Genomic DNA, 17,193 nt, shown 5'->3' on the forward strand with positions numbered 1-17,193 from the left:
ACCCGGAAGCTAAGCCTCACAGCGCCGATGGTACTGCAGGGGGGACCCTGTGGGAGAGTAGGACGCCGCCGAACAATTCTTCAGAAGAACCCCCATCCGGTTTCCGGATGGGGGTTCTTCGCATTTCCGGGCCCGCAGCGCGTCCGCAGAGGACACGAAAAGATCTTGGCCGGCGGTGTCGAGAACGCGTGGTCGGCTCCGTCCCCGGGGTGAACGCGGCCACAATGGGTCGCATCAGCACCGAAGGAGAAGCACGATGGCCAAGTATCTGCTGCTCAAGCACTACCGAGGCGCCCCGGCTGCGGTGAACGACGTGCCGATGGACCAGTGGAAGCCCGAGGAGATCTCCGCGCACATCCGGTACATGCAGGACTTCGCGGCTCGGCTGGAGAAGAGCGGCGAGTTCGTCGACGGTCAGGCGCTCGCCCCCGAGGGGACGTGGGTGCGGTACGACGGTGAGGGCCGGCCGCCGGTCACCGATGGTCCGTTCGCCGAGACCAAGGACCTGATCGCCGGCTGGATGGTGATCGACGTCGACAGCTACGAGCGCGCCCTGCAGCTGGCCGGGGAGCTGTCGGCCGCGCCCGGGGCGGGCGGGGAGCCGATCCACGAGTGGCTGGAGCTGCGTCCGTTCCTGACCGAGCCGCCCACCATCACGGAGTGACCTGCCCGATGGACGAGGCACTGCTGCGGAACCTCACTCCGGGCGTGCTCGGGATCCTCGTCCGCCGCGGAGCCGATTTCGCGGCGGCCGAGGATGCCGTGCAGGACGCCCTGGTCGAGGCGGTTCGGGTCTGGCCGGCCGATCAGCCGCGGGATCCGAAGGGCTGGCTGGTCACCGTGGCGTGGCGCAAGTTCCTCGACGCGGCCCGGTCGGACACGGCTCGCCGTCGGCGGGAGGACCTGGTCGACCAGGAGCCGGAGCCGGGGCCCGCGGCCGAGGCGGACGACACGCTGCGGCTCTACTTCCTGTGCGCCCACCCGTCGTTGACGCCCTCGTCGGCGGTCGCGCTCACGCTGCGGGCCGTGGGCGGTCTGACCACCCGCCAGATCGCCCGGGCGTACCTGGTGCCCGAGGCGACGATGGCTCAGCGCATCAGCCGGGCCAAGCGGACCGTCTCCGGTGTGCGGTTCGACCGGCCCGGTGACGTCTCCACCGTCCTGCGCGTCCTCTACCTGGTGTTCAACGAGGGCTACTCCGGGGAGGTCGACCTCGCCGCCGAGGCCATTCGGCTCACCCGGCAGCTCTCGGCGACGATCGACCACCCCGAGGTGGCGGGGCTACTGGCCCTGATGCTGTTGCACCACGCCCGTCGGGCGGGCCGGACCGCGCCCGACGGCAGCCTGGTGCCGCTGGCCGAGCAGGACCGCGGCAGGTGGGACACCGGGCTGATCGCCGAGGGGGTCGAGATCCTGCAGGCGGCTCTGGCCCGGGACCGGCTGGGCGAGTTCCAGGCCCAGGCCGCCGTCGCGGCGCTGCATGCCGACGCGCCCACCGCCGCGGAGACCGACTGGGTGCAGATCGTCGAGTGGTACGACGAGCTGGTGCGGCTGACGGACAGCCCGGTGGTCCGGCTCAACCGGGCGGTGGCGGTCGGGGAGGCGGACGGGGCGCGCGCCGGGCTGGCGGCGCTCGCCGAGCTGGACGACTCGTTGCCCCGGTACGACGCCGCGGCGGCGTACCTGCACGAGCGCGCCGGAGACCGGGAGACGGCGGCACGGCTGTACGTCGAGGCGGCGCAGAAGGCGTCCAACCTCGCCGAGCGCGACCATCTGACCCGTCAGGCGGCCCGGCTCAACGCGGAGTCGAAGGCCCGCAGACCCCGCTGAGAGAGGCGCCGGGGGCTCAAGGGGCTCAGAGCCGTCCGGCGGCCTTCAGTGCCAGGTAGGTGTCGGCCAGGGCGGGGGCGATCTGCGTGGGCGGCGCGTCGAGGACGGTGACGCCGTGCCGGGTGAGGCGGTCGGCGGTGGCGCGGCGGTCCGCGCGGGTCTGCTCGGCGGCCGCGGCGCCGTAGACGGCCTCGACGGTGCCGCGGCCGGCGGCGAGGACGTCCAACTGGGGGTCGGCGACGGAGGCGAGGACGACCTCGTGGCGCTTGGTGAGCAGTGGCAGCAGCGGGCGCAGGCCGTCCTCGACGGGTGCCGCGTCGAGGCCGGTGAGCAGGACGATCAGCGAGCGGTGCGGTGCCATCTTGAGGGCCGTGGAGACCAGCGAGCGCATGTCGGTCTCCTGCAGCGCGGGCTCCAGGTCGGCCATAGCGTTGGTGAACGCGGGCAGGACCTCGTGGGCGGAGCACCCGGCCACGGCGACGCGCTTGTGCAGGTCGTGGGCGAGCAGGTCGACGCGATCGCCGGCGCGGGTGGCGAGCGCGGTCAGCAGCAGGGCGGCGTCGAGGGCGGCGTCCAGGCGGGGGGCGTCGCCGACGCGGCCGGCCGAGGTGCGGCCGGTGTCGAGGACGACGAGGATGTGCCGGTCGCGTTCGGGGCGCCAGGTGCGGACGGCGACGGTGGTGCGGCGGGCGCTGGCGCGCCAGTCGATGGAGCGGACGTCGTCGCCGGGCAGGTACTCGCGCAGGGAGTCGAACTCGGTGCCCTGGCCGCGGGTCAACACCGAGGTGCGGCCGTCGAGTTCGCGCAGCCGGGCGAGCCGGGAGGGCAGGTGCTTGCGGCTGGCGAACGGGGGGAGCGCGCGGACCGTCCAGGGGACGAGGTGCGAGCCCTGGCGGGCTGCGAGGCCGAGCGGCCCGAATGAGCGGACCGTCACCCGGTGGGCGCGGTGGTCGCCGCGGCGGGTCGGGGTGAGGAGGGTGACGGTCCGGCGCCGTTCGCCGCCCGGGACGGTCAGGGCGTGCCGGGAGGCGGTCTCGGCGGTGCCGGGGCGCCAGGCGGACGGGGCCCAGGCATCGCGGACCAGGGCTCGGAGGGGGCGCCCGGAGGGGTTGGTGAGGGTCAGTTCGACCGACGCGGGCTCACCGAGCCGGACGGTGGTGTCGCCGCCCCGCCCGAACCGCAGGCCGCGGACGGGGGCGGCGAGGACCAGGTCGACCACGACGGCGAGCAGGACCGTGCCGGTGACCAGCCAGATCCCGGCGGCCGACGGCATCAGCAGGCCCACGACGAGCGCGCCGAGTGCGGCGAGCAGGGCGGTTCGCCCGGTGAGGGCCATGCGGTGCGCTCCTTCGGAGTCCCGTCGTCCGGATGCCCGCGAGGGGAACGGACGACGGGAAGCGGGCGGCGGATCAGGCGGATCAGGTGGATCAGGCAGGTCGGGTGACCGGACGGACCGGACGGACCGGGCGGGTCAGCGGGGGGCCGGCGTCTGGGCGAGGACGGCCTGGATGACGGAGTCGGCGGTGACGCCCTCCATCTCGGCCTCCGCGCGCAGCGCGACCCGGTGCCGCAGGGTGGGCAGGGCGAGCGCCTTGACGTCGTCCGGGGTGACGTAGTCGCGGCCGGCCAGCCAGGCCCAGGCGCGCGAGGCGGCGAGCAGGGCGGTGGCGCCGCGCGGGGAGACGCCGATGGACAGCGACGGGGACTGCCGGGTGGCCCGGCAGAGGTCGACGATGTAGGCGAGGACCTCGGGGGCGATGGTCAGCCTGGCGATCTGCTCGCGGGCGGCGGCGAGGTGCTCGGGCCCGGCGACCGGGCGGACGCCGGCCGCGGCGAGGTCGCGGGGGTCGAAGCCTGCGGCGTGCCGGGAGAGGACCTGGAACTCCTGGTCGCGGTCGGGCAGCGGCAGGATCAGCTTGAGCAGGAAGCGGTCCAGCTGGGCTTCGGGCAGCGGGTACGTGCCCTCGTACTCGACCGGGTTCTGCGTCGCGGCGACCAGGAACGGCACCGGCAGGGCGCGCGGCTCGCCGTCCACGGTGACCTGGCGCTCCTCCATGGCCTCCAGCAGGGCGGCCTGGGTCTTCGGCGGGGTGCGGTTGATCTCGTCGGCGAGCAGCAGGTTGGTGAAGACCGGGCCGGGCTGGAAGGAGAACTCGGCGGTGCGGGCGTCGTAGACGAGCGAGCCGGTGACGTCGCCGGGCATCAGGTCCGGGGTGAACTGGATGCGCTTGGTCTCCAGGCTGAGCGCGGTGGACAGGGTGCGGATCAGCAGGGTCTTGGCGACGCCGGGGACGCCCTCCAGCAGCACGTGGCCGCCGCAGAGGAGCGCGACCACCAGCCCGGTGACGGCGGCGTCCTGGCCGACCACGGCCTTGCCGATCTCGGCGCGCAGGGCGGTCAGCGCCGCCCGCGGGTCGATGCTGCCGGGGGTAGCGGTCGCCGTGCCGGGAACGGTGCGGAGCTGGGCGGTTGCCTGGTCGGTCACGGGTTCCGTACCTGCCTTTCGAGGGTGTCGAGGTCGTCGGCGAGCCGCAGCAGTGCGGCGTCGTCGGTGGGGGGCGGGCCGTACAGCAGGGCCCGGACGTCCCCGGCGGGCCGGTGGGGGAGGCGGTCGGCCACGGCCGCGCAGAGCGTTTCGGGGTCGGGTGCGCCTGCCCGGAGCGGGACGCCCAGGGGCGGGGCGAGGCGGTGCGTGGCGGCCCGGCGCAGGGCCTCGGCGGCGCGGCCGCGGGCCTTGGCGCGCCGGTAGAGGCGGGCGCGTCCCTCGGTGGTCTCTGAGGCGCGGACCACCACGGGCAGGTCCTCGCTGACCACCTGGCCGAGTCGGCGGCCGCGCCACAGGGCGGCGAGCACGGCGGCGACGACCAGCTGGTAGTAGGCCCAGTGCCAGCCGTTCGGGATGTAGTCGGCGAAGGTCTTGCGCCCGCCGCCGTCGACGAGCGGGGCGGAGTAGTCGGGCAGGTGCCAGGTGAGGCGGGGCTGCGAGCCGAGCAGGCCGAGGGCGAGGGAGGCGTCGCCGTCCTTGGGGAGCTGCTCGTTCTGCAGGAAGGTGCCGCTGCCGAGCACGACGACCTCGCCGCCGTCGACCGGGGTGCTGACCAGCGGGTAGCCGTGGCCGCGCGGGTAGCACCCCTGGCCGCGGCTGCCGCTGGTGTAGAGCCTGCCGCCCAGGTGGGCGCTGCCGGCCCGGGTGGCCTCGGCGAGCGGGCAGTCCGGGTCGGTGCTGCGGACGGAGGCGTACGGGAGGCCGCCGTCCTCCTCGGACAGCCGGATGCCGGGGGCGAGGGTGGTGAGGGCGGTCGGGCCCGGGGCGATCAGGACCAGCCGCCGGTGCCGGGCGCCGGCGACGGCGCGCAGTTCGGTGGGAGAGAGCAGGTCGGGCTCGGGGAGCACGAGGGTGTCGGGGCCGGTCGGGCTGCCGGTCGGGTCGGTGGTGAACTCGGCCTTGAGGCCCTGCTGTTGGAGCAGGGCGACGACGGCGTGGGCGCCGTCGCGGTCGTACGAGCGGGGGTCGAGCGGCGGGTAGCGGTGGTCCTGGCCGAGGGCGGTCACTGCGAGGGTGCCGACCAGCAGGGCGAGGAGGAAAGCCAGGTACCAGCGGGCCCGGCGCCACAGGCCGCGCGGGGTGGGGGCGAGGCTGGTCGGGGCGGCGCCGGAGGGGGCCTCGGCCACGGGCGGCGGCGCGGGGGCGGTGGCGGTCATGCCGTTCCTCCCGGGGCCGGGGTCGGGGTCGGGGTGGAGGGGTCGGCCGGGGCCGGTGCGAGGACCGGCCGGGCGCGCTCCAGCGACCGGTCGAGCTCGTGCAGCAGCCGGTACGCGGCCTGGTCGGCGGTGCGCTCGCCGTACGCGATGTCGTCGAAGGTACGGGCGGCCGCGGACAGCGCGGCGGCGTGCTCGGGCAGCGCCCGGCCGGCCTCGGCGGCGGCCTCGTCGGCGGTGCGGCCGGGGCGGGTGTCGAGCAGGGTGCGCTCCTCCAGGCCGCGCACCAGGGCACGCATCTGTTCGCGGACGGCCTCGGCCCAGCGCCCGGCGGCGGCGTGCTCGGCGGCGTCGGTCCGGTACTGCGCGGCGCTGCGCGGGCCCTCGACGCCGTACACGTCCAGGGTGGTGCGGGCGGCACGGCGGGGCGCGCCGAGGCGCCACCAGAGGGCGGCGCCGATCAGCAGCGCGACGACCAGGAAGAGCACCAGGCCGGTGGTGCCGCTGGTGCCGTCGCCGGAGATGCTGCCGAGCGCGCCCGAGACGTGGTCCCAGAACCAGTCCATGGCCCGCTGCAGGATCGACGGGTCGTGCTTGTGGTACTCGGCGTTGAGCAGCTCGTCCCGGGCGGCGTCGCGCGCGGGATCGCGCGGGACGGTGACCGGGGCGCCGCCCGCGGCGAGAAGCCTGTCCCCCCAACTAGGCATCCGGTTCAGCGCCTCGCCGGGGTCGGGCCGGTCTGCTCGCCCCAGCCGGTGCCGCCGTACTCGGGCAGGCCGGCGGCGCGGGCGAGTTCGATGTCCAGTGCCTCGCGGCGGATCCGCTGGTCGATGTAGACCAGCACGCCGACGGCGGCCATGAAGGGGGTGGTGAGGGTGCCGGCGATGATCCCGGCGACCGCCATGACGGCGACCATCCCGGCGCTCTGCTGGGTCGCGGTGGTCAGGCCAGGGCTGTCGAGGCTGTCGAAGCCCAGCAGCACGCCGAGGAAGCGGAACGGGACGGCGATGACGACCGCGACGACCAGCGACAGCAGCTTGCTCACCAGGATGATCCAGAAGACCCGCCACCAGGAGCCGCGGACCAGGCGCCGCGAGCGCGACAGCGCCGTGGCCACGCCCTGCTTCTCCAGCATCAGCGCGGGGGCGGCGAGGCTGTAGCGGATCCACAGCCAGGCGGCGACCGGCAGGGCCAGCAGGCCGATCAGGAAGAGCAGCCCGACGGTGGTGGGCTCGTTGGAGCCGTCGGCGCCGTAACCGATCAGCGGCGCGAAGCCGAGCAGCACCACCCCGGGGCCCATCAGGACGGTGAGCAGGGTGACCCCGAACAGCTGCAGGAGCCGCGGACGGGCGTCGCGCCAGGCCTCCCCGGCGGTGGCGGTGCGGCCGAGGACGGCGCGGCTCACCACGATGGTGAGCAGCGCGGCGGCGAGCACGTCGAGCAGCAGCTGCAGTGGCAGGGCGGCCAGCAGTCGCAGGGTCTGGGTGGCGGCGCCGGTCTTGCCCTTGACCAGGAGGTCCACCACGACCGTCCCGCCCTGGGCGATCACGGCCATGCCGAGCGAGAGGGCGAGTACCGTCCGCCACTGTCGGCGGACGGTGCTGACGGCGCCGTCGAGCAGCTCGCCGAGGGCGAGCGGGCGCAGCGGGATGACGCCCGGCTTGGGGCTCTGCGGCGCGTTCCAGCCGTACGGGGGGCGGCCGGGGGGCTGCTGCCCCCACTGCGGCCGGCCGTGCGGGCCGTACTGGCCGTTCCAGTCGGGGGTGGCCTGAGGTGGTGCCGACGGCCCGGGCACGGCGGCGGGCGCGTCGGCCGGGGGCCGGGCGCCGTCGCGGGACGGCTCGGACGAGCCGGGCGAGGCCCAGCCCGGGGTGTCGGTCATCACTGCTCCTCGGAGGGGCGTCGTGGGCGCGGCTCCGGACGGATCTTCCGCCCGCGCGCAGCGCCCATCGTGCCATGGGGCCGCAGGAGGCCCCATGGGGATCCGGTTGCTGATCGGCAACGGGCGGCCGCCGCGGGGCGGGCGGCGGGCCGCGGACGGTTGGGTGGCGCTCCGACCGGGGTCATTCGCCCGTTATGGCCGGAATTCGGCGGCGCAGGAGTTGGCCGTTCTGGAGCATTGGCACTGCTGTGCGGCAGGTCACAATCCGGTAATGAGAAGATGGACCCATGAAGGGACGCGTCCTCGTCGTTGATGACGACTCCGCACTGGCCGAGATGCTCGGCATCGTGTTGCGTGGTGAGGGTTTTGAGCCGTTTTTCGTCGCGGATGGGGACAAGGCGCTAGCCGCGTTCCGGGAGACCAAGCCCGACCTGGTGCTGCTCGACCTGATGCTGCCCGGCCGGGACGGCATCGATGTGTGCCGGCAGATCCGGGCGGAATCCGGCATCCCGATCGTCATGCTGACCGCGAAGACCGACACGGTCGACGTCGTGGTGGGCTTGGAGTCGGGTGCCGACGACTACGTCACCAAGCCGTTCAAGCCCAAGGAGCTGGTGGCCCGGGTGCGCGCCCGGCTGCGCCGCGCCGAGGAGCCGACGCCCGAGCAGCTGACCATCGGCGACCTGGTGATCGACGTGGCCGGACACTCGGTGAAGCGGGACGGCCGGGGCATCCCGCTGACCCCGCTGGAGTTCGACCTCCTGGTCGCGCTGGCTCGCAAGCCCTGGCAGGTGTTCACCCGCGAGGTGCTGCTGGAGCAGGTCTGGGGCTACCGCCACGCGGCGGACACCCGCCTGGTCAACGTCCACGTGCAGCGCCTGCGTTCCAAGATCGAGAAGGACCCGGAGCGCCCCGAGATCGTGGTGACCGTCCGCGGCGTCGGCTACAAGGCCGGACCCAGCTGACGTGACGGACCGGGCTGACGAGACCCCGTCGGGTACCGCGACCGACGGGGCCGGGGCCGTGCGCGGGGACGTCTTGAGTTCGACCACCCGCCGCCGACGCGGCCTGGTCGGCGTGCTCGGACTGGTGAAGCGTCAGCTGCGCCGTCCCACCCACCGGGTCACCGCGCTGTACCGGCGGTCGATCCAGCTGCGCGTGGTCGCGGTGTCCCTGCTGGCGTCCATCGCGGTGGTCCTGGTGCTGGGCGTGGTTGTGGTGGCGCAGGTGCGCACCGGCCTGCTCGACACCAAGATGGACGCCGCCCGGGCGCAGGCCAGGATCGGCTTCCAGGTCGAGCAGAAGAAGATCGACGAGGCCCGGGACCAGAAGCTGCGGGGCACTGCCGACCCGACCGTCGACGAGACCGGCACCTGGCTGCTGCGGCAGGTCAACGACCTGGCCGGGAGCGGTCAGACCGTCTACTCGGTGATCGCGATGTCCCCCGGCACCGGCGCCGTCGTCCCGGACGCCGCCGGCTTCGCGCCGCGCTACTCGGGCGACATCCAGCCCAGCAGCATCCCGGACACCCTGCGCGCCAAGCTCGTCGCCGAGCCCGGCCAGATGTTCGACCAGCCGACCCGGATCCACCGCTCGCCCGAGAGCGGCGGGAAGTCCGAGCCCGGGCTGGCCCTCGGCATGCAGTTCAGCGGCCCGGCCGTGAACGGCAACAGCTACCAGATGTTCTACGTGTTCTCCTTCGGCCAGGAGACCGACACCCTCAACCTGGTCACCGGCACTCTGGCGACCGCCGGCGTGTTCGTGGTGATCCTGATGGGCGGCATCGCCTGGGTCGTGGTGCGCCAGGTGGTCACCCCGGTCCGGATGGCCGCAGGGATCTCCGAGCGGCTCGCCGACGGGCACCTGGAAGAGCGGATGAAGGTGACCGGGACGGACGACATCGCCCGCCTCGGGGAGTCGTTCAACCGCATGGCCAACGCCCTGCAGGCGCAGATCCGCCAGCTGGAGGAGCTGTCCCGGGTGCAGCGGCGCTTCGTCTCGGACGTCTCGCACGAGCTGCGCACCCCGCTGACCACGGTCCGGATGGCCGCCGACCTCATCTACGACAGCCGCGAGGACCTGGACCCGATGGCGGCCCGCTCGGCGGAGCTGCTGCAGGGCCAGCTGGACCGCTTCGAGTCGCTGCTCGCCGACCTGCTGGAGATCAGCCGCTTCGACGCCGGCGCTGCGATCCTGGACGCCGAGCCGGTCGACCTGCGGGAGATCGTCGGCCGCGTGGTCGAGGCCGCCGAACCGCTGGCCGAGGCCAAGGGCAGCGCCGTGGTGATCCGCGGCGACGGCGAGCCGGTGCTGGCCGAGGTGGACTCCCGCCGGATCGAGCGCATCCTGCGCAACCTGGTGGTCAACGCGCTGGAGCACGGCGAGGGCCGCGACGTGGTGGTCCGGCTGGGCTCGGCGGACGGCGCGGTCGCCGTCGGCGTGCGCGACTACGGCATCGGCCTCAAGCCGGGCGAGGCGTCCCGGGTGTTCCACCGCTTCTGGCGGGCCGATCCGTCCCGGGTGCGGACCACCGGCGGCACCGGCCTCGGGCTGTCCATCGCGGTCGAGGACGCCCACCTGCACGGCGGCTGGCTCCAGGCCTGGGGCGAGCCCGGCGGCGGCTCGCACTTCCGGCTCACCCTGCCGCGCACCCGCGGCGGCGAGATCTCCCGGGCGCCGTTCCGGCTGGAGCCGGAGGACTCCCGCAACAACCGGGGCCTGGGCACGTACGGGACGCCGTACCGGCGGGCGATCAGCCCGGCCGGCTCGACGGCGATGGCCGTCGCCGAGGAGCCGACGGAGGCGCCGGACGGCATGGGCGGCGGCTTCGGCAGCGGACTCGGCGGGGTGCTGAACATCGGCCCCGGCCTCGGTCAGCGCCGACTGCCCGAGGGCCCGCGCGCGGACCCGTCCGACGTGCGGACGGCAGGGGCCGGTTACGGTGCGACCGGTGCCCAGGTCATGGTGGACCCGACGCCCGGACGGCCGTCGGTGGCGCAGCGGACGGCGGAGCCGGACGTGACGGGTGGGACGGACGTGGAGGGGTCGCAGCGTGCGAGGTACGAGCAAGAGGACTGAGCCGCGGCTCCTCGCGGTGACCGGCGCGCTGCTCGCCCTGGCGGCGAGCGGCTGCGCCGCCATGCCGGACTCCGGCGGCATCACCAAGGTGGGGCTGTCCCAGGGCTCGGCGGACAAGAACCTGCAGGCCAGGGTCTACCCGGTGGCGCCCGGCAAGGGCGCCAAGCCGAACGAGCTGATGACCGGGTTCCTGGACGCGGTGACCGCCGACGAGGGGTACGAGACCGCGCGCAAGTACCTCACCGAGAGCGCCGCCGCGGCCTGGAAGCCGGAGGCCGGCATACAGGTGCTCTCGTCCACGAGCATCCCGAGCGGTCAGGACGTCACCGACGCGGACACCCAGGCCTCGGTGACGGTGAGCGGGCAGCTGGTCGCCGGCGTCGACGAGAGGCACTCGTACGTGCCGGTGGCCGGGCAGAACAACAACGTCTCGTCCGAGTTCACCTTCGTCCGGGAGAAGGACGGCGAGTGGCGGATCGACAAGCTGCCGCCCGGCGTGATCATGAACGAGACCAACTTCCGGAACAGCTTCCGGCAGGTCGAGCGGTTCTTCTACACCGCGCCGGACCCGTCCGCGGTGGCCTCCGGGAACGTCGGCCAGGAGGTGCTGGTCGCCGACCCGATCTACCTGCGGCGCCGGATAGACCCGCTGACCTCGGCCGCCCAAGCGGTCGCCGACGGGCCCTCGACCTGGCTCTCGCCGGTGGTCCGGACGGCCTTCCCGGGCGGCGTCAAGGTCGACCGGGTGACCATCGACGACAACCGGGTCGCCCATGTGCAGCTCGGCGCGGCCGACCTCGGCGAGCCGATGGCCTGTCGGCGGATGGCGACCCAGCTCTTCTACACCCTCGCCGACCAGGGCAAGGGCCAGGTCGAGCGGCTGGAGCTGAAGGGGCGGCGCGGCTCCTGTACCGCCAGCCGCACCGACGTGCCGGCCACCGGCCCCGGAGCCCTGGCCGGGCCGACGGCCGCGACGCAGTACTACCAGCGCGCCGACGGCACCCTGGTGGCGACCAACGAGGGGGGCCCCGGCGAGCCGGTCCGCGGCATCCTCGGCAAGCCGCAGTCGAACACCAAGCCGCCGCTCGGTGCCATCGCGGTCGGCCGAGGCGGCGCCCAGGCCGCCGCGATCAGCGAGGACGGCCACCAGGTCTACTCGGTGCAGCTGACCGACAACGCGGTGAACCTGGGCGAGCCGGTGCTCAGCTCGTCGGCGAAGTCCGGCGACAAGGAGGACGGCTTCGCCTCGCCCAGCTGGGACGGCCGCGGCGACCTCTGGGTGGTGGACCGCAACCAGCAGGGGCAGCGGGTGGTGATGGTGCGCGGCAACAAGCCGTACACCGTGCCGGTCGAGGGGCTGACCGGGCAGACCGTGCAGGCGGTGAAGATCTCCTCGGACGGCGTCCGGGTCGCCCTGGTGGTCAAGACCCCGGGCGTCGCGATCCGCTCGCTGATGTTCGGGCTGGTGGTGCACGGCGGCACCCCGCAGGCGCCGACCGTGAAGATCACCGGGCTGCGCCGGGCCGTCCCCACGCTCACCGACGTGGCCTCGGTGTCCTGGGCGGACGCCGACCAACTGCTGGTGCTCGGCAAGGAGGCCGACCGGACCCAGCAGCTCTACTTCATCAGCACCGACGGCTCGCAGAGCACGGACATCCAGCTGCAGAGCGCCGAGAGCATGATGACCGTCGCGGCCTCGGAGTCCCGGGGCGACAGCCTGACCCAGGCGCCGCCGGTGCTCGCGATGGCGGAGGTCAAGCAGCCGGACGGCAAGCCGAGCGAGGTCAAGGCCTACCGGCTGGTCAACAACCAGTGGCGGGAGGCCCCGCTGATCGACAAGCCCCGGTCGTTCTTCTACGCGGGCTGACGGCTGCGCGGGCTGACGCTACGAGGGCTGACGCTGCGAGGGCTGAAGCCCGCCCGGGTTGACGCCGCGTCCGGGCGGGCTGAGGTGCCGACAGCGGTGGTCAGCCCGCGGGGCGTGCGGCGGCGGGCGAGACGGTGGCCGCGACGGTGGCGCCGGCCCGGACCGGCAGGCCGGCGTCGGCCAGCGCCCGGGCGGCCTCGGCGAGGCTGGCCCCGGTGGTCACCAGGTCGTCCACCAGGACGGGGTGACGGCCCGCCAGGCCCGCCCGGGCGCGCGGCAGTACGGTGAGCGCGCCGTGCAGGTTGCGGCGCCGCTCCGCCGCGTTCAGCCCGGTCTGGTCGGCGACCGGACGCGCGTGCCGCAGCAGTGACGCGGCCCGGGCGTCCAGGCCGGCCCGGCGCAGCGAGCGGGCGGCGGCCCCGGCCAGCCGCAGCGTCGGGTCGTGTCCGCGGGCGCGGACGGCCGCGCGCGCCGACGGCATCGGCACCAGCAGCAGCGGCGCGGCTCCGGCCCGTGACCCCAGGGCGGAGCGCACCGCCCGGCCGAGGGCCTCCCCGAGCGGTCCGGCCAGCCGCAGCGCACCGCGCTCCTTGTGGGCGAGCAGCAACTGTCGGACCGGGTCGGTGTACGGCGCGGCGGCGTGCGCCCAGGGCAGCAGGGTGGGGCCGGACCGGGCGGTGGCCAGGACGTGCCGGCAGACCGGGCAGAGCTGAGTGCGCTCGGTGCCGCAGCCCGCGCAGTTCGCGGGGAGCAGGACGTCCAACAGCCCGGCCAGTGCGTGGCCGAACGGTCCGTGGGCGGACGGCGGACGGGTGGGGGAGGGGCACGGCGGCACGGTTGCTCCTGGCGGCGACAGGCACGGGGAGTGAGCAAAGGATGCGCCGTATGGGGGTCGTTGTCCAGGTATTTACCCATACTTCACTCGCGGGAGGGTAGACAGGGTGCAGCAGCTTGACCGCCCGCTCGCAGTATCGGGTCGTACCCTCCTTCCCGCCCGGGGAGGCGAAAACCCCGTGTGAGGTGTTCGATAAGGCTCCAGGGGGTTTCAACCGTCCCTGGTGGGGAGGAAGTGAGGTGAGGGCCAGTCGTTTCCCGCCGCTGGCGGCGGGGGGCGGGGGGCCGGCAGTGGATGGGCTGGTCCAGCTGGGTCTCAGCCCGATCCGGTAGCACCCGGATCGGCGTCAGCACGAGGGATCGGAGTTCTGCGTGGACATCGTCGTCAAGGGCCGCAAGACCGAGGTGCCCAAGAGGTTCCGCGAGCACGTGGCCGAGAAGCTGGAGAAGGTCCAGAAGTTCGACGGCAAGGTGATCAGCCTCGACGTCGAGGTGTCCAAGGAGCACAACCCGCGGCAGGCCGACCGGTCGGAGCGGGTGGAGATCACTCTCCGTACCCGTGGGCCGGTGATCCGGGCCGAAGCCGCCGCCGGGGACCCGTACGCGGCGCTCGACCTGGCTTCGGCGAAGCTCGACGCGCAAATGCGCAAGTCCGCAGACCGGCGCCGGGTGCACAAGGGCGGCGTGAACCGCACCCCCATCAGCGTCGCCGAGGCGACCGCGGCCCTGGCCGCGCTGCCCGACACGACGGCGCAGGAGGGCGGGACGAACGGAGCCGTCCGCAAGACCATGATGGGATCCCTGGAAGTGGAGGGCGAAGGCCCGCTGGTGGTCCGGGAGAAGACGCACCCGGCCGCCCCGATGGCGCTCGACCAGGCGCTCTACGAGATGGAGCTGGTCGGCCACGACTTCTACCTCTTCGTCGAGAAGGACAGCGGCCTGCCCAGCGTCGTCTACCGCCGACACGGCTACCACTACGGCGTCATCCACCTGCAGACCGACCTGCAGGCCGGGCCGGGCGGTGGCGCGGGCGGCGCGATCGGCGAGGCCGACGACGAGGACTGACCGTCCGAGCAGTGATGGAGGGGTGACCCCGGTGGCCGCGGCCGCCGGGGTCACCGGCGTTCCGGGGGCCGGGTGGTTCGAACGCGGTCGGGTCCCGGGGCAAGGGTCACCCGATGCGGGGGAATCGGCGCCGGAGGGTGACCGTGGCGGGTGCCGGGCGTGGAATGATTGGCGCACGACGACCCGCGAAGGGGGAGGAGCGGATGGGGGATCGCTTCGGGCTGGGGCCCGCGGCTGGGCCCGGACTGCCGTTGGAGCCGGAGGAGGAGCCCGCGTACGCGCCGCACCGGGGTGAGCCGATCCGTGTGCTCGTGGTGGACGACCACGCGCTGTTCCGGCGGGGGCTGGAGATCGTGCTCGCGGAGGAACCGGACATCAAGGTCGTCGGCGAGGCGGGGGACGGCGCCGAGGCCGTGCTGAAGGCCGCCGACCTGCTGCCCGACATCATCCTGATGGACGTTCGGATGCCGCGCCGCAGCGGGATCGAGGCCTGCACGGCGATCAAGGACGTGGCGCCCAGCACCAAGATCATCATGTTGACGATAAGCGACGAGGAGGCCGACCTCTACGAGGCGATCAAGGCGGGGGCCACCGGCTACCTGCTCAAGGAGATCTCCACCGACGAGGTCGCCACCGCGATCCGGGCGGTCGCCGACGGGCAGTCGCAGATCAGCCCTTCGATGGCCTCCAAGCTGCTCACCGAGTTCAAGTCGATGATCCAGCGCCGCTCCGACGACCGGGACCTGGTGCCCGCACCCCGGCTCACCGACCGGGAGTTGGAGGTGCTCAAGCTGGTGGCGACCGGGATGAACAACCGGGAGATCGCCAAGGAGCTGTTCATCAGCGAGAACACCGTGAAGAACCACGTGCGCAACATCCTGGAGAAGCTCCAACTGCACTCCAGGATGGAGGCGGTGGTGTACGCGATGCGGGAGAAGATCCTCGAAATAGGGTGAGCCGGGCCGGCCTAGTCCGCGAGCAGCTTCTCCAGGGCGGGGCGCAGCCGTTCGTCGTGCAGCGCCTCGACCCGCACTCCGTCGCAGCCGACCCAGGCGGCGGCCTCGCGCAGCGCCGCCGCCAGGGACTCGACATGCCGGGCGGCGCTGCGCCCGTCGCCGGTCAGCGAGACCTGCCGGGCGACCAGGGTGCGGCCCTCGCGGGCCGGGTCGACCCGGCCGACCAGCCGGCCGCCGGCCAGCAGCGGCATCGCGAAGTAGCCGTGCACCCGCTTGTGCTTGGGGGTGTAGGCCTCCAGCCGGTGCGTCATGCCGAAGATCCGCTCGGTGCGCGGGCGGTCCCAGATCAGCGAGTCGAACGGCGAGAGCAGCGTGGTGCGGTGGCGTCCGCGCGGGGCGGTGGCGAGGGCGGACGGATCGGCCCAGGCCGGGGCGGAGGTGCCGTCCGGACCCCAGCCCGCCACCTCGACCGGGACGAGTCCGCTGTCCGCGAGCGCCCGGTCCAACTCCTCGGCGCGCAGCCGGTGGTAGTCCTGCAGGTCGGCCCGGGTGGCCACACCGAGTGCGGCGCCGGCCTGGGCGACCAAGGTGCGCACGCACTCCTCGTCCGACCGCTCCTGCCCGAACAGTCCGTCCGGGATGGCCTGTTCGGCCAGTGCGTAGACGCGCTTCCAGCTGCGGCGCTCGGTGCAGACCACGTCGCCGAAGGCCAGCGCCCGCTCGACCGCGATCTTGGTGTCGGACCAGTCCCACCACTCGGCGGTCTTCTTCGCACCGCCCAGCTCGGTGGAGGTCAACGGCCCCTCGGCGCGCAGCTTGTCGAGCACCAGCCGGTACGTCTCGGGGGAGACCTGGTGGCCCCAGAGCCCGCCGCGGCTGCGGTAGCGGCGGCGCCGGAAGGCGAACAGCGGCCACTCCTCGACCGGCAGCACGCAGGCCGCGTGCGACCAGTACTCGAAGCTCGTGCCCCCGCCCCAGTACGCCGCCTCGACGGCCGGGCGGCCGACCGCGCCGAGCCGGGCGTACGGCACCAACTCGTGCGAGCGGGCGAGCACCGAGATGGTGTCCAACTGGACGGCGCCCAGGTGCCGCAGCACCCCGCGCACCCCGGCCCGGCGGTCGGGCGCGCCGAGAAGTCCCTGCGCGCGCAGGGCGATCCGGCGGGCCTCGTCGGCGCTCAGGACGGTGACGGGGGCGCTGTGGGCGGCTGCGGCGGTCATGCCGGCGAGCGTAGCCCGGGGCACTGACAGTGGCCCCGGGCTGCGCCCGCCGGACCGGCTCTCCGGACCGGCTCTCCGGGCTGCCGGCCGGGGCGGCCCGGTCAGTCCAGGTCGGAGGCCAGCAGCGAGGCCACCCAGGCGTCGTGGAAGACGCCGCGCTGCTCGGCGTACGAGCGCAGGGTGCCCTCGAAGCGGTAGCCGACCTTCTCGGCGACCGCGCGGGAGCCCTCGTTGCCGACGTAGGCCTGCCACTCCAGGCGGCGCAGGCCGAGCGCGCGCAGGCCGTAGCGGGAGACCGCGCGGGCGGCCTCGACCGTGTAGCCGCGGCCGCGGAACTCCTTCACGGCCCACCAGCCGATCTCGGCGCAGCGCGGGTCGTGGTCGCGCAGGACGAGCCCCTGGGTGCCGACCAGCGCGCCGGACTCGCGCTCGAACACGCACCAGATCCGGTTCGCGCCGGTGCGCCAGCCGTCGGTGGCGAGGTCGCGCACGAAGAACTCCGCGTCCTCGCGCCGGTACGGGGAGGGGACCACCGTCCAGCGTTGGATCTCCGCGTCCTGGCAGGCGGCGAAGACGGCGTCGATGTCGGACTCCTGCGGGGCGCGCAGGACGAGGCGCTCGGTGGTGAGGGTGACCGGTGCGGTGAGGGGCTCTTCCATGTACGGATTATTCCGTCGGACCGGGAACGAGGGCATCCGATTATGCGGTGGATTCCCCGGCCCGCAGGGTGTTTTGTCCCGGTGGGCGGGGCTATCGGGCCAT

15 protein-coding genes and 1 rRNA gene are annotated in these 17,193 nt (G+C 73.9%); 8 read left to right on the forward strand and 8 right to left on the reverse strand.

Translation table 11 applies throughout. The features are described from left to right. The 3 genes from rrf to ACZ3TI_RS20150 form a co-directional block, all read left to right on the forward strand. Nucleotides 1–74 (forward strand): 5S ribosomal RNA (gene rrf, locus ACZ3TI_RS20140); the annotation flags it as partial. Nucleotides 75–256: 182 nt separating this feature from the next. Continuing rightward, nucleotides 257–664, forward strand: coding sequence for a YciI family protein (locus ACZ3TI_RS20145; RefSeq protein ID WP_465727951.1), 408 nt, complete (start codon nucleotides 257–259; stop codon nucleotides 662–664). Nucleotides 665–672: 8 nt separating this feature from the next. Beyond that, nucleotides 673–1,830, forward strand: coding sequence for an RNA polymerase sigma factor (locus tag ACZ3TI_RS20150; protein ID WP_465727953.1), 1,158 nt, complete (start codon nucleotides 673–675; stop codon nucleotides 1,828–1,830). A 25-nt stretch (nucleotides 1,831–1,855) separates the two neighbouring features. Here ACZ3TI_RS20150 and ACZ3TI_RS20155 read toward each other — a convergent pair whose 3' ends face one another. The 5 genes from ACZ3TI_RS20155 to ACZ3TI_RS20175 form a co-directional block, all read right to left on the reverse strand. Then, nucleotides 1,856–3,166 carry a DUF58 domain-containing protein gene (locus ACZ3TI_RS20155; RefSeq protein WP_465727955.1) on the reverse strand — a complete coding sequence of 437 codons (1,311 nt, stop codon included), beginning with the start codon at nucleotides 3,164–3,166 and terminating at the stop codon, nucleotides 1,856–1,858. A 135-nt stretch (nucleotides 3,167–3,301) separates the two neighbouring features. Continuing rightward, nucleotides 3,302–4,315, reverse strand: a complete 1,014-nt coding sequence (locus tag ACZ3TI_RS20160) for an AAA family ATPase (protein ID WP_465727957.1) — start codon at nucleotides 4,313–4,315, stop codon at nucleotides 3,302–3,304. Continuing rightward, nucleotides 4,312–5,532, reverse strand: a complete 1,221-nt coding sequence (locus ACZ3TI_RS20165; protein ID WP_465727959.1) for a DUF4350 domain-containing protein — start codon at nucleotides 5,530–5,532, stop codon at nucleotides 4,312–4,314. Before ACZ3TI_RS20165 ends, ACZ3TI_RS20160 begins: the two co-directional genes overlap by 4 nt. Then, the gene (locus ACZ3TI_RS20170; RefSeq protein WP_465727961.1) at nucleotides 5,529–6,236 is read right to left on the reverse strand and encodes a DUF4129 domain-containing protein; all 708 of its coding nucleotides are present in this window, start codon (nucleotides 6,234–6,236) and stop codon (nucleotides 5,529–5,531) included. The genes ACZ3TI_RS20165 and ACZ3TI_RS20170 overlap by 4 nt, the downstream gene beginning before the upstream one ends. Before the next feature lie 5 nt (nucleotides 6,237–6,241). Next, nucleotides 6,242–7,411 (reverse strand): hypothetical protein, encoded by a 1,170-nt coding sequence (locus ACZ3TI_RS20175; protein ID WP_465727963.1) that lies wholly within the window; start codon nucleotides 7,409–7,411, stop codon nucleotides 6,242–6,244. Between the two features lie 287 nt (nucleotides 7,412–7,698). Here ACZ3TI_RS20175 and mtrA point away from each other — a divergent pair, with 287 nt between their 5' ends. The 3 genes from mtrA (at nucleotide 7,699) to ACZ3TI_RS20190 (ending at nucleotide 12,356) form a co-directional block, all read left to right on the forward strand. Then, a complete protein-coding gene (mtrA, locus tag ACZ3TI_RS20180) occupies nucleotides 7,699–8,376 on the forward strand; it encodes an MtrAB system response regulator MtrA (protein WP_030061806.1) in 678 nt (225 codons plus the stop codon). 73 nt (nucleotides 8,377–8,449) lie between these two features. Beyond that, nucleotides 8,450–10,489 (forward strand): MtrAB system histidine kinase MtrB, encoded by a 2,040-nt coding sequence (gene mtrB, locus ACZ3TI_RS20185; protein ID WP_465727965.1) that lies wholly within the window; start codon nucleotides 8,450–8,452, stop codon nucleotides 10,487–10,489. Beyond that, nucleotides 10,464–12,356 (forward strand): LpqB family beta-propeller domain-containing protein, encoded by a 1,893-nt coding sequence (locus tag ACZ3TI_RS20190; protein WP_465727967.1) that lies wholly within the window; start codon nucleotides 10,464–10,466, stop codon nucleotides 12,354–12,356. The genes mtrB and ACZ3TI_RS20190 overlap by 26 nt, the downstream gene beginning before the upstream one ends. 100 nt (nucleotides 12,357–12,456) lie before the next feature. On the opposite strand, the gene ACZ3TI_RS20195 is transcribed toward ACZ3TI_RS20190, so the two are convergent. Next, a complete protein-coding gene (locus ACZ3TI_RS20195) occupies nucleotides 12,457–13,191 on the reverse strand; it encodes a ComF family protein (protein WP_465727969.1) in 735 nt (244 codons plus the stop codon). 371 nt (nucleotides 13,192–13,562) lie between these two features. On the opposite strand from ACZ3TI_RS20195, the gene hpf reads away from it, so the two are divergent. Together hpf and ACZ3TI_RS20205 are read left to right on the forward strand one after the other, a co-directional pair. Beyond that, nucleotides 13,563–14,255 carry a ribosome hibernation-promoting factor, HPF/YfiA family gene (gene hpf, locus ACZ3TI_RS20200; RefSeq protein ID WP_465727971.1) on the forward strand — a complete coding sequence of 231 codons (693 nt, stop codon included), beginning with the start codon at nucleotides 13,563–13,565 and terminating at the stop codon, nucleotides 14,253–14,255. Nucleotides 14,256–14,458: 203 nt separating this feature from the next. After that, nucleotides 14,459–15,211 carry a response regulator gene (locus ACZ3TI_RS20205; RefSeq protein ID WP_465727973.1) on the forward strand — a complete coding sequence of 251 codons (753 nt, stop codon included), beginning with the start codon at nucleotides 14,459–14,461 and terminating at the stop codon, nucleotides 15,209–15,211. Between the two features lie 11 nt (nucleotides 15,212–15,222). Here ACZ3TI_RS20205 and ACZ3TI_RS20210 read toward each other — a convergent pair whose 3' ends face one another. Both ACZ3TI_RS20210 and ACZ3TI_RS20215 read right to left on the reverse strand, forming a co-directional pair. Beyond that, nucleotides 15,223–16,431 carry a winged helix-turn-helix domain-containing protein gene (locus ACZ3TI_RS20210; protein ID WP_465727975.1) on the reverse strand — a complete coding sequence of 403 codons (1,209 nt, stop codon included), beginning with the start codon at nucleotides 16,429–16,431 and terminating at the stop codon, nucleotides 15,223–15,225. 101 nt (nucleotides 16,432–16,532) lie between these two features. Next, nucleotides 16,533–17,090 (reverse strand): GNAT family N-acetyltransferase, encoded by a 558-nt coding sequence (locus tag ACZ3TI_RS20215; protein WP_465727977.1) that lies wholly within the window; start codon nucleotides 17,088–17,090, stop codon nucleotides 16,533–16,535. Nucleotides 17,091–17,193: the final 103 nt, after the last annotated feature.

It is taken from the genome of Kitasatospora sp. NPDC023120 (assembly GCF_055560835.1).